This window comes from Pseudomonas sp. B611 (genome assembly GCF_055407965.1).
In genome coordinates this window covers 272,820-297,403 of sequence record NZ_JBUZST010000003.1, presented here as the reverse complement: position 1 = coordinate 297,403, position 24,584 = coordinate 272,820, and the positions used below count along the sequence as shown (strand labels likewise).

The 24,584-nt window shown below is 57.3% G+C and carries 21 protein-coding genes and 2 pseudogenes; 12 read left to right on the top strand and 11 right to left on the bottom strand.

Annotated elements, in window-relative coordinates:
* Nucleotides 1–7 precede the first annotated feature (7 nt).
* A complete protein-coding gene (locus ACZRMO_RS09615; protein WP_463972713.1) occupies nt 8–1,186 on the bottom strand; it encodes an efflux RND transporter periplasmic adaptor subunit in 1,179 nt (392 codons plus the stop codon).
* 16 nt (nt 1,187–1,202) lie between these two features.
* Nucleotides 1,203–2,768: an efflux transporter outer membrane subunit gene (locus ACZRMO_RS09610; protein WP_463972712.1), complete on the bottom strand. Its 1,566-nt coding sequence runs from the start codon at nt 2,766–2,768 to the stop codon at nt 1,203–1,205.
* Between the two features lie 255 nt (nt 2,769–3,023).
* Between ACZRMO_RS09610 and ACZRMO_RS09605 the strand changes: the two genes are divergently transcribed.
* The 4 genes from ACZRMO_RS09605 (at nt 3,024) to ACZRMO_RS09590 (ending at nt 7,242) form a co-directional block, all read left to right on the top strand.
* Nucleotides 3,024–3,980, top strand: a complete 957-nt coding sequence (locus tag ACZRMO_RS09605) for an ABC transporter substrate-binding protein (RefSeq protein ID WP_463972711.1) — start codon at nt 3,024–3,026, stop codon at nt 3,978–3,980.
* 23 nt (nt 3,981–4,003) lie between these two features.
* Nucleotides 4,004–5,320 (top strand): LLM class flavin-dependent oxidoreductase, encoded by a 1,317-nt coding sequence (locus ACZRMO_RS09600; RefSeq protein ID WP_463972710.1) that lies wholly within the window; start codon nt 4,004–4,006, stop codon nt 5,318–5,320.
* Between the two features lie 50 nt (nt 5,321–5,370).
* Entirely contained in the window at nt 5,371–5,979 is a 609-nt protein-coding gene (locus tag ACZRMO_RS09595) for a dTMP kinase (protein ID WP_463972709.1), read from the top strand.
* 90 nt (nt 5,980–6,069) lie between these two features.
* Entirely contained in the window at nt 6,070–7,242 is a 1,173-nt protein-coding gene (locus ACZRMO_RS09590; RefSeq protein WP_463972708.1) for a phospholipase D-like domain-containing protein, read from the top strand.
* Nucleotides 7,243–7,316: 74 nt separating this feature from the next.
* Here ACZRMO_RS09590 and ACZRMO_RS09585 read toward each other — a convergent pair whose 3' ends face one another.
* The 4 genes from ACZRMO_RS09585 to ACZRMO_RS09570 all read right to left on the bottom strand — a co-directional run bounded on the left by ACZRMO_RS09585 (nt 7,317) and on the right by ACZRMO_RS09570 (nt 11,241).
* Entirely contained in the window at nt 7,317–8,249 is a 933-nt protein-coding gene (locus tag ACZRMO_RS09585) for a hypothetical protein (protein ID WP_463972707.1), read from the bottom strand.
* 17 nt (nt 8,250–8,266) lie between these two features.
* A complete protein-coding gene (locus ACZRMO_RS09580) occupies nt 8,267–9,643 on the bottom strand; it encodes an AAA family ATPase (protein ID WP_463972706.1) in 1,377 nt (458 codons plus the stop codon).
* Nucleotides 9,644–9,802: 159 nt separating this feature from the next.
* Nucleotides 9,803–10,420 (bottom strand): hypothetical protein, encoded by a 618-nt coding sequence (locus ACZRMO_RS09575; protein WP_463972705.1) that lies wholly within the window; start codon nt 10,418–10,420, stop codon nt 9,803–9,805.
* Nucleotides 10,421–10,425: 5 nt separating this feature from the next.
* Entirely contained in the window at nt 10,426–11,241 is an 816-nt protein-coding gene (locus ACZRMO_RS09570) for a hypothetical protein (protein WP_463972704.1), read from the bottom strand.
* 322 nt (nt 11,242–11,563) lie between these two features.
* On the opposite strand from ACZRMO_RS09570, the gene ACZRMO_RS09565 reads away from it, so the two are divergent.
* From ACZRMO_RS09565 to ACZRMO_RS09555, 3 genes are read left to right on the top strand one after another with little or no spacing between them, the layout of a single operon-like run.
* Nucleotides 11,564–13,804: a sugar kinase gene (locus tag ACZRMO_RS09565; RefSeq protein ID WP_463972703.1), complete on the top strand. Its 2,241-nt coding sequence runs from the start codon at nt 11,564–11,566 to the stop codon at nt 13,802–13,804.
* Nucleotide 13,805: 1 nt separating this feature from the next.
* Nucleotides 13,806–15,770 (top strand): hypothetical protein, encoded by a 1,965-nt coding sequence (locus ACZRMO_RS09560; protein ID WP_463972702.1) that lies wholly within the window; start codon nt 13,806–13,808, stop codon nt 15,768–15,770.
* A gap of 3 nt (nt 15,771–15,773) precedes the next feature.
* Nucleotides 15,774–16,772 carry a hypothetical protein gene (locus ACZRMO_RS09555; RefSeq protein ID WP_463972701.1) on the top strand — a complete coding sequence of 333 codons (999 nt, stop codon included), beginning with the start codon at nt 15,774–15,776 and terminating at the stop codon, nt 16,770–16,772.
* Nucleotides 16,773–16,830: 58 nt separating this feature from the next.
* On the opposite strand, the gene uraH is transcribed toward ACZRMO_RS09555, so the two are convergent.
* Together uraH and ACZRMO_RS09545 are read right to left on the bottom strand one after the other, a co-directional pair.
* A complete protein-coding gene (gene uraH / locus ACZRMO_RS09550; RefSeq protein ID WP_463972700.1) occupies nt 16,831–17,241 on the bottom strand; it encodes a hydroxyisourate hydrolase in 411 nt (136 codons plus the stop codon).
* A gap of 10 nt (nt 17,242–17,251) precedes the next feature.
* Nucleotides 17,252–17,755 carry a GlcG/HbpS family heme-binding protein gene (locus tag ACZRMO_RS09545; protein ID WP_463972699.1) on the bottom strand — a complete coding sequence of 168 codons (504 nt, stop codon included), beginning with the start codon at nt 17,753–17,755 and terminating at the stop codon, nt 17,252–17,254.
* Between the two features lie 148 nt (nt 17,756–17,903).
* Between ACZRMO_RS09545 and ACZRMO_RS09540 the strand changes: the two genes are divergently transcribed.
* Nucleotides 17,904–18,575: a heavy metal response regulator transcription factor gene (locus tag ACZRMO_RS09540; protein ID WP_463972698.1), complete on the top strand. Its 672-nt coding sequence runs from the start codon at nt 17,904–17,906 to the stop codon at nt 18,573–18,575.
* Nucleotides 18,572–19,942, top strand: a complete 1,371-nt coding sequence (locus ACZRMO_RS09535) for a heavy metal sensor histidine kinase (RefSeq protein WP_463972847.1) — start codon at nt 18,572–18,574, stop codon at nt 19,940–19,942. Before ACZRMO_RS09540 ends, ACZRMO_RS09535 begins: the two co-directional genes overlap by 4 nt.
* A gap of 14 nt (nt 19,943–19,956) precedes the next feature.
* Here ACZRMO_RS09535 and ACZRMO_RS09530 read toward each other — a convergent pair.
* Nucleotides 19,957–20,141 (bottom strand): annotated as a pseudogene (locus ACZRMO_RS09530) (transposase); the annotation flags it as partial.
* A 160-nt stretch (nt 20,142–20,301) separates the two neighbouring features.
* On the opposite strand from ACZRMO_RS09530, the gene ACZRMO_RS09525 reads away from it, so the two are divergent.
* Together ACZRMO_RS09525 and ACZRMO_RS09520 are read left to right on the top strand one after the other, a co-directional pair.
* Nucleotides 20,302–20,643: a DUF2314 domain-containing protein gene (locus ACZRMO_RS09525; protein ID WP_463972697.1), complete on the top strand. Its 342-nt coding sequence runs from the start codon at nt 20,302–20,304 to the stop codon at nt 20,641–20,643.
* Nucleotides 20,644–20,917: 274 nt separating this feature from the next.
* The gene (locus tag ACZRMO_RS09520) at nt 20,918–21,409 is read left to right on the top strand and encodes a DUF4019 domain-containing protein (RefSeq protein ID WP_463972696.1); all 492 of its coding nucleotides are present in this window, start codon (nt 20,918–20,920) and stop codon (nt 21,407–21,409) included.
* Nucleotides 21,410–21,489: 80 nt separating this feature from the next.
* Here the strand turns inward: ACZRMO_RS09520 and ACZRMO_RS09515 are convergent, their stop codons facing one another.
* The gene (locus ACZRMO_RS09515) at nt 21,490–22,215 is read right to left on the bottom strand and encodes a methyl-accepting chemotaxis protein (RefSeq protein ID WP_371105909.1); all 726 of its coding nucleotides are present in this window, start codon (nt 22,213–22,215) and stop codon (nt 21,490–21,492) included.
* A gap of 132 nt (nt 22,216–22,347) precedes the next feature.
* Nucleotides 22,348–23,103: pseudogene (locus ACZRMO_RS09510) on the bottom strand (MCP four helix bundle domain-containing protein); the annotation flags it as partial.
* 140 nt (nt 23,104–23,243) lie between these two features.
* Here ACZRMO_RS09510 and ACZRMO_RS09505 point away from each other — a divergent pair.
* Nucleotides 23,244–24,452, top strand: a complete 1,209-nt coding sequence (locus ACZRMO_RS09505; protein ID WP_463972695.1) for a multidrug effflux MFS transporter — start codon at nt 23,244–23,246, stop codon at nt 24,450–24,452.
* Nucleotides 24,453–24,584: the final 132 nt, after the last annotated feature.

Sequence of the window (24,584 nt, the reverse complement as noted above, 5' to 3'; positions counted from 1 at the left end):
CGCACCCTTAGTGTTCTTGGGGAGTCGGGGCGGGGTCGTTCAGGGGCGCGGCGCTGTTGTCGACTTTCACCGGCGAGCCATTTTTCAGCTTCATCTGGCCGCTGGTGATCAACAGGTCGCCTTCCTTCACCCCGGACACAATCGCCACTTGGTCGCCACGGGTCGGGCCGGTCTTGATAAAAGTCTGTTGCGCCGTGAGCACTTCTTCGCCCTTGTCGTTCTTGCTCGCGGTGGCGATGAACACGGTGGTGCCGTAGGGGTTGTAGGTCACCGAGGTCTGCGGCACGGTGAGGTAGCGCTGCGGGCTGCCGGCGTTGACCACGGCGCGGGCAAACATCCCCGGCACCAGGCTTTGCTTGGGGTTGGCGACGGTGGCTTCGACGGTGACGTTGCGCGTGGTCGCATCGAACTGGGTGTCGAGGGTCGTGATGCGCCCGGTGAAGGTTTGATTGGACAGGCCGTCCGCCGTCACTGCGACGGTTTGCCCGATGGCGATGGCTTCCAGTTGGGTCTGCGGCACGGTGAAGTCGATATAGATGGGGTCGAAGGTTTGCAGGGTGGCGATCTTGTCGCCGGGGTTGAGGTACTGGCCGGGGTTGACGCTGGTAATGCCGATGCGTCCGGCAAACGGCGCACGGATCGACTTTTTCTCCACCAGCGCGCGCTGTTGTTCGGCGGCGGCGAGCTTGGCCTTGAGGTCGGCGGTGTCGCTGTCCACCAGGGCCTGGGACACCGCGTTGACCGCCAGTTGCGCCTTGTCCCGCTTTAGCACGATTGCAGCCAGGTCGGCGGTGGCTTCCAGCGCGTGCAGCTGGGCGATGTCCGAGTCGGCATTCAATTGCACCAGCAGGGCCTGGGCGGCCACTTCCTGCCCGGGCTTGAAGCCGAGTGTACGCACGATGCCGCCCACCTCGGTGGTCACATCCACGCCGCGCACGGCCTTGATCGAGCCGACGGCGGTGACGCTGGGTTGCCAGTCTTCGAACGGCACGTGCAGGGCCGTGACCACGGCGGCGGGCATGGGCTGTTTGGACTGGGCGATCAGCGCGGAGATCTGCACGAATTTCACCCCGGCAATGATCGCGACAATCACCAGGACCACCACGACCATGATCAGCATGGGCCGCCACAGCCGCCGCTTGCGCGGGGCCGGGGGCAGGGGAGAGGCAGTCTGGACGTCGGCCATGGGGGTTCTCGCTGTATCAATGAGTCGGTTCAGTCGCCGCCGTGTGGGCCGGCCGGAGTTCTTGCCAGGTGGGCAGGCCGAAGCGGTCCGGGCGGCCTGCGGTGGCGGGGTCTACGTCACTGCGGTTCCACCAGCCGCCGCCCAGGGCCTGGAACAGCGCCGTGGTGTCGCTGTACCGCGCCGCCTGCGCGCGGACCCGCGCCAGCACGGTGTTCTGGTAGGTTTGCTGGGCCGTGAGCAGGTTGATATAGGCCACGGCGCCGAGCTTGAACTGGGCTTGCACCAGGTCCAGGTTGGCTTGCGCCGAACGCTCGGCCAGCACCTGCTGGTTGAGCGCGTCGGCATCGGCTTGCAGCGCGCGCAGAGCGTTGGCCACATCCTGGAACGCGATAAGCACGGTGCCGCGATAACGCGCGGCCGACTCGTCATAGGCGGCCACGGCGGCGCGCTTGCGGTGTTCCAGCGCGCCAGCATCAAAGATCGGCTGGGCAATCGCCCCGGCCAGGCTCCACACGCCGGTACCGGCCGAGAACAGCTTGGTCCCGCTGGCCACCGTAGAACCCAGCGACCCGGTAATGCTGAACTGCGGCAGTTGGTTGGCCACGGCCACGCCAATATTGGCGCTGGCCTGATGCAACTGCGCTTGCGCCGATTGCACATCCGGCCGCTGGCCGACGAGGGCCGAGGGCAGGCTGACCGGCAACGCTTGCGGCAAGTGCAGGGACGCGAGGTTGAACGCCTCGCCACGGTCCTGGTTGGGGAACCGGCCCAGGTACGCCATCAGCTGGTTGCGGGTTTGCGCCAACTGCTTTTGCAGCGGTGGCAACGTCGCGCGGGTTTGCGCCAGGGTGGTTTGCTGGGTGAGCACGTCGGTATTGCCGATGGCACCGAGTTGGCGCTGGGCCTGCAACAGATCGAGCTGGCCGCTTTGCAGGCGGATGATTTCTTCGGTGGCGGCGACCTGATCGCGCACGGAGGCCAGGTTGATCGCGGTGTTGACCACGTTGGCGGTCAAGGTCAGGTACGTCGCCTCCAGCTGGAAGCGTTCGTACTCGGCTTGCGCCGTGGTGGACTCGATTTGCCGGCGGGTGCCGCCGAACACATCCGGGGCGTAGGACACGCTCAATGACGCCGAGTTGACCGTGAGAATCGGTGACGACGGGCTGCCGGTCTGCACCCCGGAGAGCTTCTCGCGGGTTTTCGACGCGTTGGCGCTGACCGATGGAAACAGCGACGCCTGGTCGGCGTAGACCAGCTCGTTGGCCTGGCGCAGCGCGGCCTGGGCGGCGCTGACATCCGGGTTGGCGCGCAAGGCTTCCTCGACCAACGCGTTGAGCGCGGGCGAGCGGAACAGCGTCCACCATTGCCCGGGGATGTCCATTCCGGCGACCAGCCGTTGTGCGGCGCCACCGGGGTCGATATCGGCGTGGGCGGTAGTGGTCAGGTTTTCTTTTGTATAGCCCGCGCCTGCGGGCACCTCGGGGCGCTGGAAGTCAGGACCGACGGTGCAGGCGGCGAGGGCGAGACACAACAGGCTCAAGGGGGCCAGGCGAGAGGCTTGTCGAGGGAGGCCGATCTGCATCAGGCGGGCTCGCTGAAAAGGACACGGGGAAAACCGGGTTCAAATCAGTGTAGGTGGTGCCGGGCACTGCGCAATGTGCCGTGGGGTGCACCGATGATGAAAATGCATCTAACGCATTATTATAGAATTAGGTTATGCATTATAGGTATTTTACACGGCGTGATCCTGGCCTCATCGTAGCCCACCTTGTGAATACTGCCGAGACCGCGCGCGCGGATCGACCTGACCTGCCTGGAAAGGCATCTGGAGATTGATGTGCGTTACCTGACAACACTGGCGGCGGCCCTGGCTGGCGCGATGCTGAGCCTGACGGCCCAGGCGCAGACCCTGACCGTCGGCGACCAAAGCTACAACGCCCAGGCTGTCATGGAGGCAGCGGGGGTGTTGGATAACCTGCCCTATACCCTGGAGTGGAAACAATTTACCGCCGGTTCGCCGGTCGCCGAGGCGCTGAATGCCAACAGCCTGGATATCGGCTTGCTTGGCGATGCGCCGGTGCTGTTCCTTGGCGCTTTGGGCGCGCCGATCAAAGTGATTGCCGTCACCCGGCAAAATCTCGAGGGGGTGGCGATCCTGGTGAAAAAGGAGTCATCGATCCATAGCCTGGCGGACCTTGCCGGCAAGCGCGCGGCCATCTGGAAAGGCTCCTGGAGCCAGCAACTGCTGCTGACCGCACTCGACAAGGCCGGCGTTGCTCGGGATTCGCTGGAGTTCCGTTACCTTAGCGCGTTGGATGCCTCCCATGCGCTGGAAGGTGGCTCAGTGGACGTCATCGCCACCTGGGAACCCTACGTCACCCAGCAAGAACGCCAAGGTGCACGGGTGTTGGCAACGGCTGACGGCTTGATCCCTGCCCAGAGCTACATCGCGGCCAATACCAAAGCCGTGGACACCAAACGCGCGCAGATCAGTGATTTTCTCCAGCGCCTGAAAAAAGCCCGCGACTGGACACGCCTGAACCCGGCCAACGCCGACGCGTATGCCGATGCCTGGGCCAAACGCACCCGCGCCGACGCCGACATCGCCCGCGCCTGGTTTGCCCGCGCCCGCACGACGGTTGAGCCGGTCACCGCCCAGTCGCCGGTAGACGCACAAAAGACCGTGGACTTTTTCGCCAGCGAAGGCCTGGTCAAGTCCTACGCCGCCGCCAGCCTGTTCGACGCCTCCTTTGCCGGCGCCCTACAGCCTGCCGTCGCCAAAACCCAGCCCTGAACGCCGCAAGGAACACCCCACACATGAGCAAACGACAGCTGAAACTCGGCGCCCTGACCATGGGCTGCGGCGGGCCGGGCCGCCACAACCTGTGGCTTGACCCGCAATTGCCGGCGGATGCCAGCGTGAACGTCGACTGGTACATCGACATCGCCCGCCAGGCCGAGGCGGCACTGTTCGACTTGATGTTTATCGTCGACAGCCAGTTCATCACCCCGGGCTCGCCGTCCCACTACCTCAACCGCCTCGAACCGCTGACGCTGTTATCGGCGCTGGCCGTGAGCACCCGGCATTTGGGCCTGGTCGGTACCCTGACGACGTCCTACAACTCACCGTACAACGTCGCACGACGGCTGGCCTCCCTCGACCTCATCAGCAAAGGCCGCGCCGGCTGGAACGTCGTCACCAGCGGCGACGCCGGCACCGCGGGCAACTACAGCCGTGACGAGCACTACGACTACGACACGCGCTACGGCCGCGCGGCCGAACACGTGCAAGTGGTGCAAGGGCTGTGGAACTCCTACGAAGACGATGCCTTCGTGCGTGACCGCGCCACCGGCCAGTTCCTCGACCCGAGCAAACTGCACAGCCTGAATCACAAAGGCGAGCATTTCTCCGTGGTCGGCCCGCTGAACATCCAACGCTCGCCCCAAGGCCAACCGGTAATCTTCCAGGCCGGCGACTCGGAACAAGGCCGCGACCTCGGCGCCGCCACGGCGGACGTGATCTTCACCCACGCCGCCAGCATCGAACAGGGCCAGGCGTTTTACCGGGATATAAAGGGCAGGGCAGTGCAACACGGCCGCGACCCATCACAGTTACTGGTGATGCCCGGAGCTGAGATCTACGTGGGCGATAGCGACGCGCACGCGCGGGAAATCGAGCAGCACTACCATCAGGCCGACCACAGCTTTGAACTGGCCCTGAAGGAATTCGGGCGCAATTTTGGCTGGCATGACTTCAGCCAATACGACCTGGACGCGCCGTTTCCCCAGGAGAGTTTGGAGGCCGCGCGCAGCAGCTTTTTCACCGCTGCCAAACGCATTGCCGATCAGGCGCGGGAGAAAGGCTTCACCTTGCGTCAGGCGGTGGAGTTTGGCCGACAACTGCGCCCGGGGGCGTTCGTGGGTTCAGCGGAGACCGTCGCACAGAAAATCGCCGATTGGTTCGAAGCGCGGGCGGTGGATGGGTTCAACATCTATATAGGGCACCCGGAGCAGTTCACGCGCTTCACCCAGGAAGTCATTCCGTTGCTGCAAGAGCGCGGGGTGTATCGCACGGCGTATGAAGGCACGACCTTGCGCGAAAGCCTGGGGTTGGCGATTCCGCGGTTCGGCTAGGCAGAAATCGGGGTAGAGTGGTCGCCAATTTTTCAATTGTTGTTTGCCGCATGAATCGTCCGCTGTTTGTTGCGCTTGATGGGCCCAAGGGGACCGGGAAAACCACGTTGCTGGAGGCGGTTACCCGAGAACTGCGGGCCCAGGGCAAGAAGGTCATCCGCCTGTGTGAGAAAAAGAGTGATCCCTTTAGGGGGGAAACGATGGCGCTCGTCAACAAACTCGCCAGAGATCCGAGCCGGGAGTTGGAATGGGCGGTGTGTGAGCGGTTGGCGGATAGTCGGGCTTGGATCTCGCAGCATGTGTTGGTCAAGCAGCCGGTGGATAGCATTATCCTGATTGATCGGTGGTATCCGTCGGATGCGGCGTTTCGCAGGATGGTGCCGTTTGGGGAGATTTTGCAGTTGAATCTGGATCGAGGGGTGCGGGTGCCGGATTTGCATGTGGGGGTGGTGACGGACCCTGAGATTTCATGGGCGAGAGCAGTGGGGCGAGGGCGGGGGTTGGGGAGTACGGTGATTCACAGGTTGGAGGAGCAGGTGGCTTGTACGGAGGCGTTTGAGAGGGTGGTTGGGGAGCAGGGGTGGGTGTTGTGTAGGAATGAGGGGGCTGTTGAAGAGGCTGCGATGCAGGTGGTTTCTGATGTTTATCGCGTACTTTGATACGATGTGGCCAATTAAACGTTGCCATCAGCAACCCGCGTTAATACACCGTGAGCTTGTTAGATTGAACTCAGAAATCATGCCGATACTATGACAGCCCTACACCGTTCGCTCGTCGCCCTGTGCCCTATGTGCCATGCAGACTTTCATTTTGTAGAACGTGCCGAATCTGACCGCGTTGCACAAGGTGAATGGACGGTGAAATGCAGGGCTTGCGAGGGTCGTTACAGGATTAAAGTTCGAGATCCCTACAACTCTTATACCGAATATATTTTTCAAGTCAGTCATTCAGACGACGAGGAAGATATCGCCACGCTGAAGTTGGCAACCGATATCATTGAGCACAACATCCCTTCAATAACGCTGGATTTCAAATACGATAAAACAGCCCCGGCGCTCTATCGCTGCGATTACAATCAGTCAGATTTAGACCTTGTTGCGTACGCGGCACTGGAGGTCGAGCGTGAGCATTTACAAGCCTTCTGGGTTAAATGGCACAGCTGGATATCAGCCAAAGGTATCCGGGCGCGCGAGATGGACAAAATACTGGTCCAGCTTGATATCTCTTGTGATTGCGGAAACCTTCATCGCGCTACCTTCGGCGCCCCAACAATACTGAGTCATATCCCGCCGGACCTTGTTAATCATTGCTTGCTGATAGACATCAGTTCTGCAAGCCTTGAAGACAGATTGAATTGTCTCGCCAGTAAAACAGAGGTGATGAGCTCGCTTGAGAAGCTACTTATTCGGTGGCACTTCATTTCCGACCAGATAATAATTGCCAGCCCGTTTGTGGGCCACCAGTACATGAGTGCTGAGGATATTTTGGCCATTTGGAAATGGTTGTTCAGAAACTCTGACCCGCGGAAAGTTACAGTGATTACAAGAGGGGAGGCATGGGCGGATTTAAAGGAGGCCTATAGTGGCTCGGAAATTCCGTATGACAAACGTGAGCGCTACGGCTTGCCAGAAAAAATTATTACCAAGGGCGTGACCCTTAGAAATTTCCACGCAAAATTTTTTGCAGGTTGTTCGTCTGGGAAAGTCGAGCTTTTGAGCGGCTCTGCCAACTTGGTGCGCGGTCCATCGCTTGAAAATATTTCGTTCAATACCATGCCAGCAACGCGGTTTAAGAAAAAATATTTGGACGTGCTTTGTACTTCGCTGCCACAGGCAGACAAAACCGATCGTGTTGTGAACGCAATAGTCCTTACGGGCAAAGTTTGGGAATCCACCATTTTGAAACCTGAAAGCTGGATTTAAAGAGCAGGCGTATTAGGTTCCAAGGGCCGACCATTGCGTTCAAACGGCTAGCCACTCGGTGATATGGCTTAGGGTTACCCTGAGCGTCCCCAACTCAGATCATACAGATCCCTTTTTATCGCGCCGAGCCATTCGTTTTTGTAATTGGGGCGAGAGAAGTTTAAGGCACTTTCAGGCGTGATCACCCACCCAGAACCTGACAAGATCGTGTGATTGATCTCGTCAAGTCTGCTTGGGTTATATGTTATTAGCGCATCGACAAATCGTTTTAGCTCGGGCCTGGAGATGCTCAAGCGCTCCTTCGCTACAAAGGTCTCAATGGAGTGCTGAACTTTTTTATAAAGTGGATGTGTGTCCGGGAGCACGTTTATAGTCACTTTCGGGGCAGGTGTTCTCAAACCCAGCTCGCGATGTTTTATGTAAGCGTCCAGGTCGATATTATACTGAAGCGCCTCGCTATCTTCATAAGGGTGAAGGTGCTCTTTTTCATAGAAATTTTCGGTGCTTTTTAGCGAGCTGTTACAAGGGTGGCAACTGGGGATAAGATTGTAGAGCGATAGCCCCAGATAAGGATACTTGTGTTTAGGGTAGAAGTGGTCAAGTGTAGGGCGCAACGCCTTACTTTTCGCGTCCCGATAAATGGTGACTGCTAAACTTTGTTGGCAGTACGGGCACATGGTGTACGTGGAGGTCGAGCATAATTTATACGCATTCCAGCCTTTGGTACTTTTCTGTGCAAAGCGATCGTAGTCAAACAGCCTTTTGCAGGCATCGTTGAACTCGTCGCAGATGTCTTGGTGGTAAGCTGCTTTGGCTTTTTCAATGTGTTGGACTATGGTTCTGAGTGTCGCTGGTTGAGAGGTGGCAAGAGCGGCTCCATATTCGAATAAAAGCGTCGAAATTAATGGATTACGGTGTGGAAATGCCCGAGATATGACGTCTTCAAAAAAATTCTTGTGAGCTTGTTTTACATCGTCCGACCATATGTCGGATATGTTGATTTGCATTTAGTCTAGGTCTCCGTCTAGTCGCGATCGTATAGCTTTTTTGTGAGTTGACGCCGAATGATAGGATCTCCGATCATCTCAATTCTTTCGGCGGAAACTGGAAGCCCTGCAATAACGTCTTCAACGACGCTTTTGATCGCTCGAGATGAGAACGTTCCCATTGTTCCGGTCTGCCCGACATGGCGTACTACCGCATCCAGCGGGGCGCCAAAGGACTCGCTTGGTTTTGTTGGGACAACGTCTTCCATCAATTCGTCGATCCAGTTTTTGGCGTCTAGCAGGTAAATGCACTCGCGCGGAAAATCAGACATAAGTACTGGGGAGTGAGTTGCAATCAAGACCTGGACAGTTGAAAACTGTTTTTTTAGCCTGGTGACGGTCCTGTCCAAATAATCTATATACCTTTGCTGCCACTCTAGATGAAGAAAAGCGTCTCCTTCATCGATCATTAACACCAAATTAGTAAATTTCTTCTCTCTCAATAGCTCTTCGCAAGCCATGTCGATACTGCCGAACTGATGTATCAATGTCGCGGCGCCGGAGCTTAGCTGAGTAAGGCTAAGGCTGCCGAGCTTTCCTAGGTTTATGGCCTTTAAGTCTTCGTTTTGTTCGTCATTGATGTGGTAGACCTTCTTACTTAACTGAAGGTCCTGTAGTATTTTTGCCGCTGCTCTAAGCTTTTCTAAGGCACCTTCATATTTCTTTTTCGGCACTGTAGCCTGTTTTGGCGGTGGCAGCTCAAATGAAAAGCCGAGAAGCGCCAGTAGCTGTTTTTGAGCGGAAGGTGAAATCGCTCGGCCAGAACTGGCAAAGTTGAAGGAGCGTATCTTTAATGCAAACTCAGTGCCGATTTTTTCGCGTAGTTCTTTTGCAAACTTACTTGCCAAATTTAGCCGCATTACTCTAAGTTTATCCATGTGCCCCCAGTCTAGCTTGCCATCTGGGAGGCGCACGCGTTGATTAAGCTGTTGTGATGCTTCTCGAAACGGCTTGAGCCACTGATCGGTGACGCCTTTTCCAGTCGGGATGACTTGGGACATGATTCTGTCAAAGTCGTATTCGTCTAGTTCGGGGAGTGTAAAGATTTTTCGGGCTTCAAGCCCAAACGCCGATTGGAGATCCTTAATGATTTCTTTGCGTTCAGAATTAAGAGGTTGATCTGTTCTTGTCAGGCTAGTCTTTATGAAGCGAAAACGTTCTCTGTTGTTGGGAGGGACTATGTGGTAAGGCACAGAAGTGTAAAAGATCGCACAAGTCGAATCGGCGTCCTGTTCGTTATCCCAAAAGGCACCAGAAGAATTTTTTCCTGATATGTGCTTCCGTGCCAGTATCGAAGCGAGGCCCGTCATTGTACGGGTTTTTCCGCTTCCGTTAGGGCCTACCAGCAATGTCATTGTGTCGGCCGCGAACAACTTGCTGTTAGCGGGCCCAAGTAGAGGGGAGGGGAGGAGTGGAATGGTTATTCCATCAATTTTGAAGGATGTGAGCAAGGTATACCCTTAAATGATCATTATTTTTCGAGAAGCTCGACTCAATTGGCCAAAGCTCAGAAATCAAATTTGCTGATCAAGCTTCTCCGACGCGCGCTTTCTCAGCCCGTTCAAGGCGGTGCGGATGGCATTCTCATCGGTGCATACAGATAAGTCCAAAGCCTCTGCGTAAGCGCGATATCCAGGATTGCCATCACATTCGAGGACCTCTCCCATGGCTGGATAGCACGTCAACTCCCAGACTTGCCTAAGCCAGTCGCATTGCCCTTTGCGGGGTTCCACGCATTGGAAGATATAGATGCGCAACTCGCTTCGGCTGTTCTCGACGATTGATGCTTCTTCGGCGTTTTCACCATTGCCCGTGTCGTTCCGGAGCCAAACGTCGAATAACAGATCACCCTTCTCATGGCAATGCACGGGATCCTCCTGCCCGCCGCTACGAAGCCATAGCACAGACATGTCGTTGAGCGGCAGAAAACGTTGCCCTGCGCTGTTGCTGACCTCTAGCCCATCCAGCTTGCGCGGCACACGATTTCGCGGTACCTGAGTGTAATAATCAGCGTCCAGCTCCTCACGTATGAAACCCAGTAGCTCAAGAATGCGCTGTTGATAGTCCGCGAGCAGGCGATAGGCCTTGCGCACATCCAGAAGAGCGCTGTCGATTGAGGTTGCAGTAGTCAAGTCAGTCAGCTCCAACGTGCAATGGGGAATTGGGTAATTTGAATAGAAGGTGCAGAAAGGTCTGACAGGAAGCGGGATGTCGCTACGTGGCTCGGGACTCGCTTGGCGCTAACGGTTCCGGGCGCGAAGATAGGGGAGCGCGTGGAGTCGATCGATACCGGGGCCAGTTGCCCTAACCAGCGCCGGGGAAGAATACGCAACCCATGCCATTCGTAAGCGGCGGCAATATCATCCAGCAGACGCTGAAGGCCTGGCGATGAGTCCGTCGAGGCGAGGGAAATAGCTGCTTCTAGAGCCTGGAACAGCTGATACCAACTGCAGCACGCCAACTCGTAATCTGAGCCTGCCCCGGGCAGTTCTCTGTCGATTTGGGATTTCAGCTCAGAGGTGCTTTTCTGCGTGTAATTTTGAAGGCCACCAATGGTGAGGAGTATCGAGCCCTCACCCAGGTGTTTGCCTGCCCAACCAGCCCGCAACTCATTTGCCAGCTGTACAGCGTATTGCTGTTGGAGATCGTCGTGGCGCTTGGCTTCAATCAGCAGCGTACGCTCCGAGCCGTACAGCACCACATCGGGTTCGACACGTCGCTCGTCAAGCCACCATGACGGCCAGAACTCGAAATCCTCCAAGGTGCCAATTGATTTGTCGGGTCCCAACAATTGAACGAAGAAGCTATCACGCACAGATTCGGGTAGGTAAATCAGTCGCTCGACGATGGTGGCGGTAAGGATGTCTTCCGCCCCGCAGGCATCTCCCAGGCTTGAATGCCTTCCTTCAACGCCGCTACCTCGGCGCTTGCCGTTCAATATTGCAGCGAGCATGTTATCTCCAGCCTGAAGCGCCAAGGGGTGTCATCGTACGAATGACGGTGATTGACTACTGGCGCAGAGCGAACTGTAGAATTCTGCCGCGCCCCGAGGCAAATGGCCAGTATTGTGATGATACTCTCCCTGACCAGATTTATGGGTGCCTGATGAGAACGAGGCGTTGAGCGAGTCCTGCGGAATGTACAAGCTCACTCCTTTAAGATTCGGCGCTTCTGCCAGTCAAGCTTCTCGCGAGTCCGCCGATACCTTTGCGGCATAAGTATGTCTGCCGCAAGGGTCTGGCGTCTAAACTCAAAGATGAACCGAGGAAGAAACAATGGCGATGGAATCACCTGCGCTCCTGCTGACCGATCTGAATAAAGCTCTGCGTCGTCTACGCGGGGCCTGCACCGACCTTGGTAACGAGGAAATCGACGAGAAACTGCTTGAGGTGATGCGCCGTCTGCTACTCGCCGAGGTACTGGGAAACACCTGGATCGTTGTGATGGGCGGCTCTCAGGGCGCGGGCAAGACGACGCTGATGGCGAGCATCTATGATCTGCGCGGTGATGGGCCGAGGTGGTTGCAGAGCAACGAGGGCCGTGGCGAGAAAATGCCGGTACTCATCCTTGAGATAGAGGGCCTCGAGCGCGCGCAGGGCTACGTTCGCAGGCTGGTTCCGGACGCGGCGTCGCAGGGCTACAGGCTGGATGACTTCGAGGTGGATGTTGCGGAGTTCCAGCGCGCCATCTGCGACCCCAATGCCGAGGATCTGCTGCCGGTCCTGAAAGTGCCTCGCCGCTACTTCAAGCGCGATAACCAGGCGTGGTTGCTGCTTCCGGGGTACGAGAAACAGGAGCGCGACAACCGCGCCTGGCAAGAACTGATGCGCCAGGCGATGATCGCGGCAGGTGGCTGCATCATCGTGACCGACGAGACGCGCATGGCCAACCAGCAGCAGCTCGAGATCGTCCGCGACATGCTGGAGAACGAGCTCAAAGGCTGTAAGCCGTACATCGTGGTCTCCAAGACCGAGGCCCATCGCAACGATCCCAAGCGGCAGGCTGAGCTGCGCTCAAGCGCCCAGGCGACGTTCCAGGTTGCGCCCGAGCTGGCCGAACGAAATATCATCCTGAGCGGCACCGACGACGCCGAGTACATTGGACAGTGGATGCCCCACCTGCGTCGCGCCATAGACGACCTCAACTTCACCGGAGAATCGGATCGCCACTTCCAGATGAGTCATCTCTCTGAAATCGTAGGCAAGGATTTGACACGGGTGTTGAATGCAATCCGCAGCAAGTCGCGGCTGTATTTCACGAGCGACAAAGCGAGTGGGATTGATGGCGCTGAAGTGCTGGAAGAGGTCTTGGGCCGGTTCGATGAGGCAGCAGCGGAGCTTCGCAGCCAGCATCATCGGCTCGTGAGCGAGCTGGCTGGGGAGGCCTTTTCCAAAGCGTCCAATTCAATGAGTGCTCGGCTCATTGCCGATCACGAGGGCTTCGGCAACTGGTTGTCGAATGCATTCGATACCAGCAGCCAGACCAGAATGAAGATGCAGGATCTTGTCCAGGGATCTTGGCGCGAAGCAGCGCCGGCGTTTTTTCAGCACTACTCGCAAGGCGTATCGTCGTTAACGGCGAGCAAGCTTGAGCGAGTGTCCGCAGAGAAATCGGGGGAGGGTTCTCTCGCGCGTTTGCCACAGGCGAAATCCGAGAATCTGATCCAGATGGGCTTTGTGCACGCATCGGGTCAACCCGTACGTTTCGAGAAGCTAAACCCTGAAGCGATCAGTGATATCAGCATCCTTCTGGGCAATGGCCACCGGGAGGACTCGCAGGCTAACCAGGATGTCAGCAAACAGGTGGGTGCCAGTGCCGAGCTGATCCCTGCGATGTCGCTGGAATACACCCGGCTTCTCTTCGCTATGCCTGAGGCCGTTGGCGTCAAGCAGGACTTCGTACCCATCGATAGCACGCCTGGCGCCAATGCCGTCTCAGCCAGTGTCGAGAATCTCAGGACAGGCGTCGAGCTTGGCAAGACTGCTATTCGTTCGCTCGCCACCGTGTTGGCGGTAGACGTGGTCAGCGATGGAGACTCCGACATACTGGGCGCGCTCTTCGGCAAGAAGGCTGGCGCGGATGCGGGCGATGCGGCTGATGCGGCTGATGCCGGCGATTCGGGATCGGAGACCAAACTCCCGATGCCGCTCACGCTGCACCCCGCTGCAGTGGCGGCCACCGCAGTCGTCGCGGCTGCGTATCTGACTGGCGTGGCGGTAACGCGGATTCGCAGCATCGAGAAAGCAGCAAGCGCCCAGGCTAGGGTCATGCTCGGCACCGTCCATGACCACCATGTTGAAAATCTTCGCACGTCCTTCGATGAGACCATGGCCGTGGCGCGCGCGCGCGTCTGTGCGAGGCTGCGTGCCCGCTACCGCATGGACGAGCTGCTGATGCGCAAGGACCGGCTTGCCAAAGCCATCGCCGATGTCACCTCGATCACCAGTGACTTGCGCTATGAGTTGGATTCGTCGGCTTCTGGCTTGCAGCTGTTCATCGCCGACCGTGGTGTCTGACATGGCCAAGCAAGCCGTGATGGACCATTGGCACGCTCTGCAGGAACATCAGTCAGACTGGGCGTTCCGTGCCTATGCGCGGTTGATCAAGACGTTGAGCAAAGACGTCCAGGAAAAGCTGCAGCTCAAGGAGGAAGTGGCCGAACCCTATGTGGTCATATTCGGCAAGACCCAGGTCGGCAAGACCACGCTGCTGCTCGACCTGATGGGCATCGACCCGGCCCAGTTGGGGAGGATCTCGCAGGTCATGCGTGGCGGGCGCGAGGCGGGCAAGTCGGCGACGGCCACCGCCATGGAATATTGCCGCTCGGCCAACGGCCGCTGGGGACTGACTCTGCGCTCGAAAACGCGCTGGTTCGAGGCCGAAGCCGACGTTACCCGAGCGCTTGGCCGGCTCAGGGAAGATATGGAGGGCGGGCGACTGGTTGCCGAGTCGCCCTGTGTGGTACATATCCCATCGTCTTTCTTTACCAGCCAGACCGCCGAGGGGCCGAGCATCCGCATTCTGGACCTACCAGGCGACAACCCTGCCAACGCTGCAGAGCAGGCGCATGTGAACCATATGGCGAAGACTTATCTGCCCTTCGCTGACCTGGTGTTGCTGGTTGGCCGCGGCGATGACCTAGGCTTCCTGCGGCCTGAGGCGCTGACGCTGCCTGGAATCGAAGACTGGCAGGCCATGCCGCACCGTTTTCGCATTGTCACAACCTATTCGTACTTCGCACAGTCGATCAAAGACGCGGCTCGCGAGGATGCGAAGTTCGATGCTTCGAAGTCTCGGCGCCGTCTCATCCAGCAAATCAAGCTTTTCGGTCGCCTGAGCGCTCAGGCCCAGGATGAGCAGCTGTACTTTCCACTGGAGTTCGGCACCAGCTGGATGAGCATGCAAGAGAATGAGCCGGAACTGCATGCCCGGATCGCGCCGTTGATTGCCGGGTTGCGCAGCGAGTTGCTGGAGCAGATCTCGCAATCCACAAGTCCGGTTGGCCGCCTGCGTAGTACGCTCGATAGTCACTTGGGCGTCAGCTATATCCAGAAGAAGAAGACCGAGGCAGTTGAGCAGACCATTGAGCGACTGGAAAGCCAAAACACAACGCTTGTGAACGAGATCTCCATCTGGACCGCAGCGATCAAGAAGGCGCAGGATAAATTGAGGACGGCATTGCAAGACTTGCATGCCAATACATTGGTAGAGGGAACGAAGTTGATCGAGCACGCGGCCTCGAGCCCAGTGTTCACTGCCTCCGGTAGCTATCCTCCCAAGGAGGGTGCGGTCAAGGATGACTGCCAGACGCTCAGGACGTTGGTTAATGACTATTACAGGCTACTCAAGGGGATGCGCCTGGAGGTTAAGGGCAATCCCCGATTGTCGAAGTCCTGTGCGTATTGGGAAGGTGTGCGCAGGCTCGTGAATGAGCCTGGCTTGCAGGTGATCGAGGATATTATCGACGATGCGTTCAGTTCCATTCGCTACACACTCGCGGACTACACCTTCGATACCTATCTGTTCTCATCAAACTATCAAGAAGATTTGAGGCAGGTTCACAGCGCAGGCAGCGAAGCCCGGCACGAATTGGTCCGCTTGTGGAAAAGACATTGGCTCGGGGCATTGACAGCGCTTGACCAAGCGTTCAAACGCGACATGAATGCGCTCGAAGCCAACCTCGAACTGCAGCGGCACGAGCAGATGCTTCTGATCAAGCAGCGCGAGCGAGTTGAGCACGAGACCGCCCTCAAGCGCGGCGAGTTGAAGCGCATTGCCCAAACCTCGCAACAAGACCTCGAGCGATGCAAACGCTTCGTTCACTTGCTCGACGAGGAATACCTTGCCGAACTTAGCCAGCGGATGAGCTTGGCGATGAACGAGCAAGATGATTGTGACGCGTTACTGCAACTGCTGGCCTGTACGCAGTTGAGCAACCAGCGGGCAGAACTGATGAGACTAAGCCAAGATGGCCGGGCCTGAAAAATGAGTACAGCGACAGAGATTCATAACAAAGAAAAGACCCTTGCCGAGTTGATGGTAAAGATCCTGAAGGAGCCTCTCAACCCACTCGAAACCTCGATCAAGGCACTGAACGGAGACCTTGCGGACACACGAGATGCTATCACCGCTATCAACGACATCTTGGGCGCCTCCGCGGACGATGCGGAAAAAGCCACGAAGTCGTTGCTGCAGTCGTTGCGCAAGATCCGCGAAGAAGACGTCCCTTCGTTGCTCACCAAGCTTCAGAAACATATCACCGACCAGAGCGCGAGTGACGCTCGTGCAGTCGAGGCCTTGCTCGAGCACTCTACGGCCGTCCATTCCTCTAGCGTGAGCTCGACTGAGGCCGTGCTGCTTGAAGCGATCGCTGGGGCGACCCTGCAGCAGGGGGAGCTGGCGCGGTCGATCGAAGCGCTGCGTCCGCACATCGAAAGCTCGGCCGCTGAAGTGTCGCGCCAGCTGTCGTCATCGCATAGCTCAAGTGTCAATGATTTCAACGCAGCGGTCGTTGGCGTTGGCGTTCGCATCACCGAGCAGCAGCAAGCTTCGCAGGACACCCTTCTGGCTGGGCTGCAAGCACTCGGGCGTGACGACCAAGCAGCCAAGGTCGAGCAGGCCGAGGTGGTGGAAAAGGTCTTGAAAGAAATTGCGTTGAACCGGGAATTCAGCAAGAGGATCAACTCGGCCTTGGTGGTGCAAGTCAGCACCCTGGGCACGGACGTGGCAGGTGTATTGACCCAGCTGTCGACGCAGGTCGAGGCCGTGGCAGCTGAAAACCAACGCATTGTGCAACAGCTCTCGGCAGCGGTCACAGGCGAGCAAACCGCACTTGTCGCGCTGCTGACCGAGCAGAATGCGGGCCTAGCTGCGCAGCTCTCATCCAGCCAGCAGCATGTGAAAAGACTGACAGTCATCACGGGCGTGTTTTTCGCATCGATGCTGCTGTATGTGGGGTATGACATCTTGCGGAATTTGCTCTGATTTAGCACGCTGCAATAGCAATAAGCGACCCTGCCACGTTTCTCTGTTCGGTAGAAGCTCAGTTACCTCTGTAGGTAGAGAACCCGTAGGGGCTGAGCAGTAGCGGGATGTGGTAGTGCGCAAGCGTGCCGTCAACCTCAAAAATGACCGGTACTTCTGGAAAAAAGCTGGAGATTTTGTGAGCTTTGAACCACTCACCGGTTTGAAAGGTGACACGGTAGGTGCCTTTCTCCAGGGCCTGGCCATCGGGGTACAGCCCGGGAATACGCCCTTGCTCGTTTGTCGCGGCGCTGTTGAGCATCTTCCAGTTCTTGCCGTCCTGTTTTTCCAGCGTGACATTGACGCCAGGGGAGGGCAGACCATCTTGTAAGTTGAGTACATGCACGCTCAGCGGGTTTCCTGCCGCTAATGCCAGTGACGATACGACACTCAATACAACACCAGCGAAGAACGTTTTCAATCCAGTCATGATGATGTCCTTAGTTTTTGACGGTAGGTAAAATTTCGTTGATAGCTGCCAATGCGCAACTTTCATCGTTTGCTGCACCACCGGCACCAGCCACGCCGATAGCGCCAATGACTTGCCCTTCAAACATCAACGGCACTCCGCCGCCCAGCAGCAATAGCTCACCCAGGGTGTTGAGGTTTTCAGCATCGGGTGTACTACGTGCACGCTCTGCCAAGAGTCGTGTTGGCGTCTTGGTGGATAGGGCGGTAAAGGCTTTGCGTTGGGCGGCTGATATGTTGTGTGGCCCCACGTTATCGTCACGTTGCAGGGCGACTAAATTTCCTCCACGGTCGACAATTGCAGCAACACCTGTGCGGCCTTCGGCATGGCACGCTGCCAGCGCGCTATTTAGCAAATCATTGGCCATAGCCAATGAAACGTCGTTGCGCTGCACAACTTGATCCGGGGCTGCAACGGCGAGCGCAGAGCTCATTGCAAGTGCGCTGAGCAATGAAGTTGATAGGCTTATCTGCATGCTTTTCCCTTTGTTTGTTCTGGCAATGAGTCATTGCCAGGCATGATGACCCGTGCACTCCGTCAGAATGATTGCCCCATGATTACCAAGATGTAATGTGCCAAAACGGTCAGTCGCGCTAGTCTATGCCCCAGTTCTGGAGGAAGAGATGCGTATCCTGGTCGTTGAAGATGAAGCGAAAACGGCGGATTACCTCCATAAAGCCCTGACTGAGTCGGGCTATGTGGTTGAGGTCGCCTTGGATGGCCTGGAGGGCCAGTATTTGGCACAGGAAAGTGAGTTCGACCTGATCATCCTGGACGTCATGCTACCGGGCCTGGACGGCTGGCAATTGCTTCAGATTATTCGGCGCAAGTGGCAAACCCCGGTTCTTTTTCTGACCGCCAGGGACTCTGTGGAGGATCGGGTCAAGGGGCTTGAGTCGGGGGCCGATGATTACCTGGTCAAACCTTTTTCCTATGCCGAGTTGTTGGCGCGCGTACGTACCCTGCTGCGCAGGGGGCCGCCGCGTGAGGTCGAGCAGTTCATCGTTGCAGACCTGAGCCTGGATCTGTTGCGGCGTAAAGTTACGCGCAGGGGAGAGCGCCTTACCTTAACCAACAAGGAGTTTGCGCTGTTGCACCTGCTGGTCAGCCGTGAAGGGGAGGTGCTATCACGCTCGTTGATAGCTTCGCAGATCTGGCAGATGAACTTTGACAGTGACACCAATGTGGTCGACGTCGCAATACGACGACTGCGCGCCAAGGTTGACGATCCTTACCCGCTCAAGTTGATACAGACAGTGCGCGGCATCGGCTACATGCTTGAGGTGCAATCCTGAAACTTTTTCCGCGCGCCCTGAGCTTGCGCCTGGCGGTCATGTTCGCGTTGGTCAGTGTGCTGCTGCTGGGCGCCATTGGTTTTTATCTTTATCAGTCGTTACAGCGAGAAATCGCGTGGCGCGATGACCAGGCGCTGCTCGGGCGCCTGGAGCGCATGCAGGCATTGATCTACGACAGCGTCAGCGTCGAGCAACTCAGAAATCGGCCCAAGCTATACGAAAATATGCTGGGCAATCGCGACAACCTGCTGTGGATTATCGATGACACAGGCCAGGTACTGATCGAAATCAACCCTGTGAGCATGAGCTTGCCCACGTTACCGACTGCCGCCCAGGTTCAGTTGGGTGATGGTGACACTTCGGTGCCAGTGCGGCTTGCCTGGCAGCATGTCATGCAGGGGGATCGCGGCTTGACCCTGATTGCTGGCAAGTTGTTGAGCGAGCGCGAGCAGATGCTGGGGGCTTACCGAGTGAAGCTCTGGCTCGCGATGTCCGTCGGCGCATTGCTGGCTTTTGTGCTTGGCGGGTGGGTCAGTCAACGTGGCTTGCGCCCCGTGCGCTTGCTAGCAAAGCGTGCTGCTGCAATTGATGTACACCATCTGAATCTGCGGCTTGACGAGTTCAACGAGTTGAGCGAACTGCAAGTGCTCAGCCATGCGCTCAATCAAATGCTTGCACGTCTTGAGGATGGGTTCGCGCAACTTTCACGATTCTCAGAGGATCTTGCCCACGAGATGCGTACGCCGCTCACGAACCTTATGGGCCACACCCAACAATCCCTGAGGCATGGTCGTTCAATTGAAGACTATCAAAACTTGCTGGTTTCCAACCAGGAAGAGTATGAGCGTCTGGCGCGAATGATCGACAGCATGTTGTTTCTCGCTCGTACCGAGCAGTCGCATGCGTCTGTCAGTGATGAACTCATCAACCTGCATGATCTAGTGGAGCAACTGTGTGAGTATTTTGAAGGCGTGGCGCAGGAGCGTGATGTCACACTGATCAACCAGACCCGTGATCAACTGTGTGCTGATCCTGCGTTGATCCGTCGAGCATTGGCCAACTTATTGGCCAATGCGCTGCGTTACGGTTCTTCTGCAACGCCAGTCACTATCAGCAGTGTGGCATGGGAGGACAGGATTGAAGTCACGGTACACAACCAAGGCCAGCCGATCTCAGCACAACATCTACCTCGACTGTTTGAGCGCTTTTACCGGTGTGACCCGTCACGCAATCAGCCGGACGACTCCGGTGGGCTGGGGTTAGCAATCGTTCGCTCAATCATGCAATTGCATGGCGGTCGGGTAACCGTAGACAGCAGTCAATCAGGGACGAACTTTCGCTTGGAGTTTCCTATTCGAAACGCTTGAGCAGGTTTACTTAACTGCACCAATCGCATCTTCAACCGCACTCCTTGGCAAAGTACGCGGCGGCCTTTTTTAATATGTCTCGCTCTTCAGTGACCCGCTTGAGCTCAGCCCTCAGACGTCGAAGTTCAGCCTGCTGATCATCGCTTTGCTGTCGTTCTCCCTGCGGTTTGCTGTAGCGCTTTATCCACGCATAAAGGCTTAGCTATCCGCCGCAATTGGACGCGTCTTGCTCGCGCCATCGGCCTAAGATGATTCTGTCAAGATGTGTCTACCGGACGGTTACGGATCACTGGCGTAGCAACGAGAAATATGGCATTAATCCAGGCGTCATAGCCTAGATAGGAGCTTTTTGAGGGATTATGGAAGCAACATTAGCTGAAATCGATAGAGATGGCTGGGAGTTGGACGACGCCGAGGCTATCCACAATGAATACCCTACAAGCTTCTGGCTTCCTCCGAGAGATGCTAGAAATAGCCTTCAAGCACAACAGCTAGTTAAGCTGATTTTTAGAATCGTTACCACCGATGAACGTGGAGTAAAAGAAGTCAGCGTCGAGCGCATGTGGGTCGTCGTTAAGGGTCGAGTCGGAAATCTGTATAGCGGGCAGCTGGATAACGATCCTTATTGCACTGATGGGATTAAGGCGGGTATGGAGGTTTACTTTCTACCAAATCACGTTATCGATATTTATGAACAGTGATAGCCATAGGGATAGCTCGCAGGGAGTGCGCGTCCTTTCAAAACGCGATTGGTGCAGTAGGGGGCTCAAGGATCATGATCAGGGCGGTCTGGTGGTTGAGCCAAATACACGATTTAACATAATATACATTATGCGTAATTACATACACGTCCATTAGGGTCGTCGCACGCCAGATTTCAAATCTCACAGAGCCCATTTTCCCTCTGCCAATGGCACCCCCTGAATTTCTCATCTTTACTCGCCTCATGGACGCCACTACCCAATGAGGCTTTGCATGAAGCAACTCACTGCTGTGCTCTTATCTTCGTTGCTGCTATCGGGCTGCGATGTCAGCTTCAACAAGAACCCGCCCAAGGTCATCGCATCCGAACCAGCCACCGAACAACAACAGCGCGATGTGTTTAACGCTACGGTCGAGTTTTTACGGCTGCTTGATTCAGGCAGTGTCGATCAGACTTGGCCGGTTGCCAGTCCGTTGCTCAAGGCGACGACTTCCGAGACGGTCTGGACTGCCGGGATCAAGGCCATGCGTATTGGGCTCGGTACGTTTGTGGCGCGTGATTCCGCACAGATCGGTTTCACTACCCAGATGCCAGATGCTCCGGCTGGAAGTTATGCCGTTGTTGAGTGTGTCACCACGTTCAGCAGCGGGCCCGCAACGGAAAAGGTGGTGCTTCGCGAAGATGATAGTCAATGGCGTGTAGCCGGTTATTCCGTTAACAAGCGTTTGTTCAACCTCGGTGACAGTGACAAGAAAGCCCCCTGACCTATCTGCTCTTATATTCAATATAATTATAACTAAACTAAATAGTCATTTAGTTTAGTTATAATGAGTAAGCCCCGGACCTACAACCGAAACCGATCCACCGACTGCGAAAGCTCCCCCGCCAACGACGACAATTCGTCCGTCGTCGATGCCGTCGCGGCGATCACCCGGCTGTTACTCTCCGACATGCCCGCAATCATCTCCACCTGGTGCGCAATTTCATTGCTGGCCAGGCTTTGCTCGCCGATCGTGCGGGAGATGTCATTCACCAACTCCGTGGTATTCAACGTGGCTTGCAGAATCTCGCGGATCGCCCGTTCGACTTCTGCCGTCACAGCCATGCCTTTGTCCACCTGGGCCACGCCCTCCTCCATGCTGGTGACCGCTTCCCGGGTGTTTTGCTGGATACGCCCGACCATGCTGGCGATTTCCTGGGTCGATGCGCTGGTGCGGCCGGCCAGGCTGCGTACTTCGTCGGCGACCACGGCAAAACCGCGGCCTTGTTCTCCGGCGCGGGCGGCTTCGATTGCGGCGTTAAGGGCCAGCAGGTTGGTTTGGTCGGCGATGCCTTTGATCACCTGGATGATGCTGAAGATCGCTTCTGACTCCTTGTCCAGCGTGCGGATAACCTGTGCCGACTGCTGCGCTGAGCGGGCAATGCCATCCATGTCACTGACGACCTGGTGAATCACCCGGCCGCCGTCCTTGGCCAGGGTTTCAGCCTGGTTGGCCATCGCCAGCGCGCGGCCGGCATGGCGGGTGATTTCCTCGATGCTGGCGGTCATTTCACTGGCTGCCGCGGCCATGGTGCTGGCAGCCGCGCTTTGTTGCTGGCTGCTGCCGGCCACTTCATGGCAGCCGTGGCTCAGTTGCTCACTCTTGCCGTTGACACCGTGGGCGTTGCTGCGCACCACTTCGATCATGCCGCGCAAGTCGCGTTGCATGGTGGCAAGGCTGCGAATCAAGGCACTGGCCTCATCTTTGCGGTTGGGCTCGACAATCGGCTCGCTCAAATTGCCCCGGGCGATACTCGCGGCGATGCGGCTGGCTGACTGCAGCGGGCCCATGATGCTCTGGATTACCCAGCGGCCCTGAGCCAAGAGCAACAACAGGCTGGCGATCAATACCGCGCCCAAGGTGAAGTTGGCGTTCGCAATGGTCTGCCGTGTGCCCGCGCTTGTCTGCTGGGTGTTGCTTTCGATCAGTTCGCTGAGGCTGGCCATTTGATCTTCAAGCCTGCTGAAGGCGGCATTGAAAGTCGCCAGTTGCTCGCGGGCGGCCTCGGGATTGTCCAGGGCCAGGGCAACAATGCGCTCGCCGGTGCTTATATAAGTGTCGAGGCTGGGTTTGATCTTTTCCAGGCTGGACCGGAGCGTATCGCCCAGCGGCAGCTTGAGATTATCCGCCAAGACCTGGCGAAAGTGCTCGGCGTGTTCCTGCAAGGCGCTGTTGACCTCGGCTGGGGTGCTGGTGCTTTTGCCCAGCCCCACCAACATGGCCGACAACACATCGGCGCGCAGGGCGTCGTGCATCATGTCGGCTTCCATGTGGTTGCGCAGTACCGTCATGCTCACTTCGTTTTCTTGCACGGCGTTGCCCATCCGCGCATTTCCCACATAACTGGCCAGGCTCATGATCAAGGCCGTTGCCAACCCTGTCGCAATCAACAACATCAAGCGGAGTTTGATCGTCATGCTGGTATCCCCATGCCTGGCTGCCAATTGGGCTGCGCCTGTACTGTTATCGGCATCAACTGCTTGTTATTGAAGCCCAAGTTTGCGGATCTGCACGAATCCCTTAAGCTGACCGACCCTTGCTCCACGCGGAATCGCCCATGTCTCGAAGCATCGCCCACCTTGCCCTGTTACTGGGCCTGATCACGGCTGTCGGCCCCTTCGCCATCGACATCTACCTGCCCGCCCTCCCCACCCTCGGCGCCAGCCTGCACGCCTCGCCGGCAGCGGTGCAGATGAGCCTGACGGTGTTCTTCATGATCATCGGCGTGTGCCAGCTGTTCTACGGGCCGATCAGTGATGTGTTCGGGCGCAAGCCACCCATTTATGCCGGGCTGGTGATCTTTGCGATAGGCAGTGTGGGCTGCGCGTTGGCGCCGACCATTGAAGTGCTGATCGGCTTTCGCGCCGTACAAGCGTTTGGCGCCTGTGCCGGGATGGTGATTCCCCGGGCGATTGTGCGCGACCTGTACACCGGCCACGAAGCCGCGCGCCTGATGGCGTTGCTGATGCTGGTGATGAGTGTGTCGCCGATTCTGGCACCATTGGCCGGCAGCCTGGTGATTTCGATCTGGAGCTGGCGCGAAGTGTTTGCCGTACTCGCCCTGGTGGCCGTGGCGTGCCTGGTGATGACCGTTGTGCAACTGCCCGAAACCCATCCCGCCGAGCGACGACTGGGGAAAAACCTGGGCAACGCGTTTGGCAGCTACGGCGCGCTGCTGCGTGATCCGGTGTTTACCGGCCTGTCGGTGGTCAGCGGTTTTGGCTTGGCCACGTTCTTTGTGTTTATTGGCAGCGCGCCGTTCGTGTACATCGAGTATTTCGGCCTGACACCTACGCAATTCAGCCTGTGTTTTGCCCTGAACGCGGCGTCGTTCTTTGCCATGAGCCAGCTGACTGCACGTCTCAGCGCGCGCTTTGGCTTGGCGCCGTTGATTCGCGGGTCGGTGATTGCGGTGACGGTGGTGTTGGCCGCATTGGCAGTGACTACGCTGTGGATCGACAGCCTGGCCGTGATGATGGCGCTGCTGTTTATTGGTTTCGGGTTCCTCGGCTTGTTGCTGCCGGCGGCCGGAGTGTTATCCCTGGAGGATCATGGCGCGGTGGCGGGTTCGGCGTCGGCGTTGCTGGGGGCGATCCAGATGATCGTGGCGGCGGTGTCGATGACGGTCGTGGGTGTGTTCGCCGACCATACGCCGGCGCCGATGTTGATTGGCATCGCACTGTGTGCGGTGGCGGCGATGCTCACCACACTGTGGACGTTGCGCCGCTTGCCGGCGCATTTGGCGAGTGCGCCGCCCTCCTCCTGATTCAATGTGGGGATACCATCCCTTGTGGGAGTGGGCTTGCTCGCGAAAGCGGTGGATCAGTTAAAGGTGCATTGACTGACTCACCGCTTTCGCGAGCAAGCCCGCTCCCACATTTGGATCTTCATCCCTCCA

What these genes read in the sequence shown, in the direction of transcription:
- ACZRMO_RS09505 (WP_463972695.1), top strand. Translation starts at nt 23,244, where the DNA reads ATGTCTCGAAGCATCGCCCACCTTGCCCTGTTACTGGGCCTGATCACG.
- ACZRMO_RS09615 (WP_463972713.1), bottom strand. Translation starts at nt 1,186, where the DNA reads ATGGCCGACGTCCAGACTGCCTCTCCCCTGCCCCCGGCCCCGCGCAAG.
- ACZRMO_RS09585 (WP_463972707.1), bottom strand. Translation starts at nt 8,249, where the DNA reads ATGCAAATCAACATATCCGACATATGGTCGGACGATGTAAAACAAGCT.
- ACZRMO_RS09590 (WP_463972708.1), top strand. Translation starts at nt 6,070, where the DNA reads ATGACAGCCCTACACCGTTCGCTCGTCGCCCTGTGCCCTATGTGCCAT.
- ACZRMO_RS09515 (WP_371105909.1), bottom strand. Translation starts at nt 22,215, where the DNA reads ATGGCCGCGGCAGCCAGTGAAATGACCGCCAGCATCGAGGAAATCACC.
- ACZRMO_RS09560 (WP_463972702.1), top strand. Translation starts at nt 13,806, where the DNA reads ATGGCCAAGCAAGCCGTGATGGACCATTGGCACGCTCTGCAGGAACAT.
- ACZRMO_RS09565 (WP_463972703.1), top strand. Translation starts at nt 11,564, where the DNA reads ATGGCGATGGAATCACCTGCGCTCCTGCTGACCGATCTGAATAAAGCT.
- ACZRMO_RS09525 (WP_463972697.1), top strand. Translation starts at nt 20,302, where the DNA reads ATGGAAGCAACATTAGCTGAAATCGATAGAGATGGCTGGGAGTTGGAC.
- ACZRMO_RS09570 (WP_463972704.1), bottom strand. Translation starts at nt 11,241, where the DNA reads ATGCTCGCTGCAATATTGAACGGCAAGCGCCGAGGTAGCGGCGTTGAA.
- ACZRMO_RS09555 (WP_463972701.1), top strand. Translation starts at nt 15,774, where the DNA reads ATGAGTACAGCGACAGAGATTCATAACAAAGAAAAGACCCTTGCCGAG.
- ACZRMO_RS09580 (WP_463972706.1), bottom strand. Translation starts at nt 9,643, where the DNA reads ATGACATTGCTGGTAGGCCCTAACGGAAGCGGAAAAACCCGTACAATG.
- ACZRMO_RS09545 (WP_463972699.1), bottom strand. Translation starts at nt 17,755, where the DNA reads ATGCAGATAAGCCTATCAACTTCATTGCTCAGCGCACTTGCAATGAGC.
- ACZRMO_RS09520 (WP_463972696.1), top strand. Translation starts at nt 20,918, where the DNA reads ATGAAGCAACTCACTGCTGTGCTCTTATCTTCGTTGCTGCTATCGGGC.
- uraH (WP_463972700.1), bottom strand. Translation starts at nt 17,241, where the DNA reads ATGACTGGATTGAAAACGTTCTTCGCTGGTGTTGTATTGAGTGTCGTA.
- ACZRMO_RS09540 (WP_463972698.1), top strand. Translation starts at nt 17,904, where the DNA reads ATGCGTATCCTGGTCGTTGAAGATGAAGCGAAAACGGCGGATTACCTC.
- ACZRMO_RS09610 (WP_463972712.1), bottom strand. Translation starts at nt 2,768, where the DNA reads ATGCAGATCGGCCTCCCTCGACAAGCCTCTCGCCTGGCCCCCTTGAGC.
- ACZRMO_RS09600 (WP_463972710.1), top strand. Translation starts at nt 4,004, where the DNA reads ATGAGCAAACGACAGCTGAAACTCGGCGCCCTGACCATGGGCTGCGGC.
- ACZRMO_RS09595 (WP_463972709.1), top strand. Translation starts at nt 5,371, where the DNA reads ATGAATCGTCCGCTGTTTGTTGCGCTTGATGGGCCCAAGGGGACCGGG.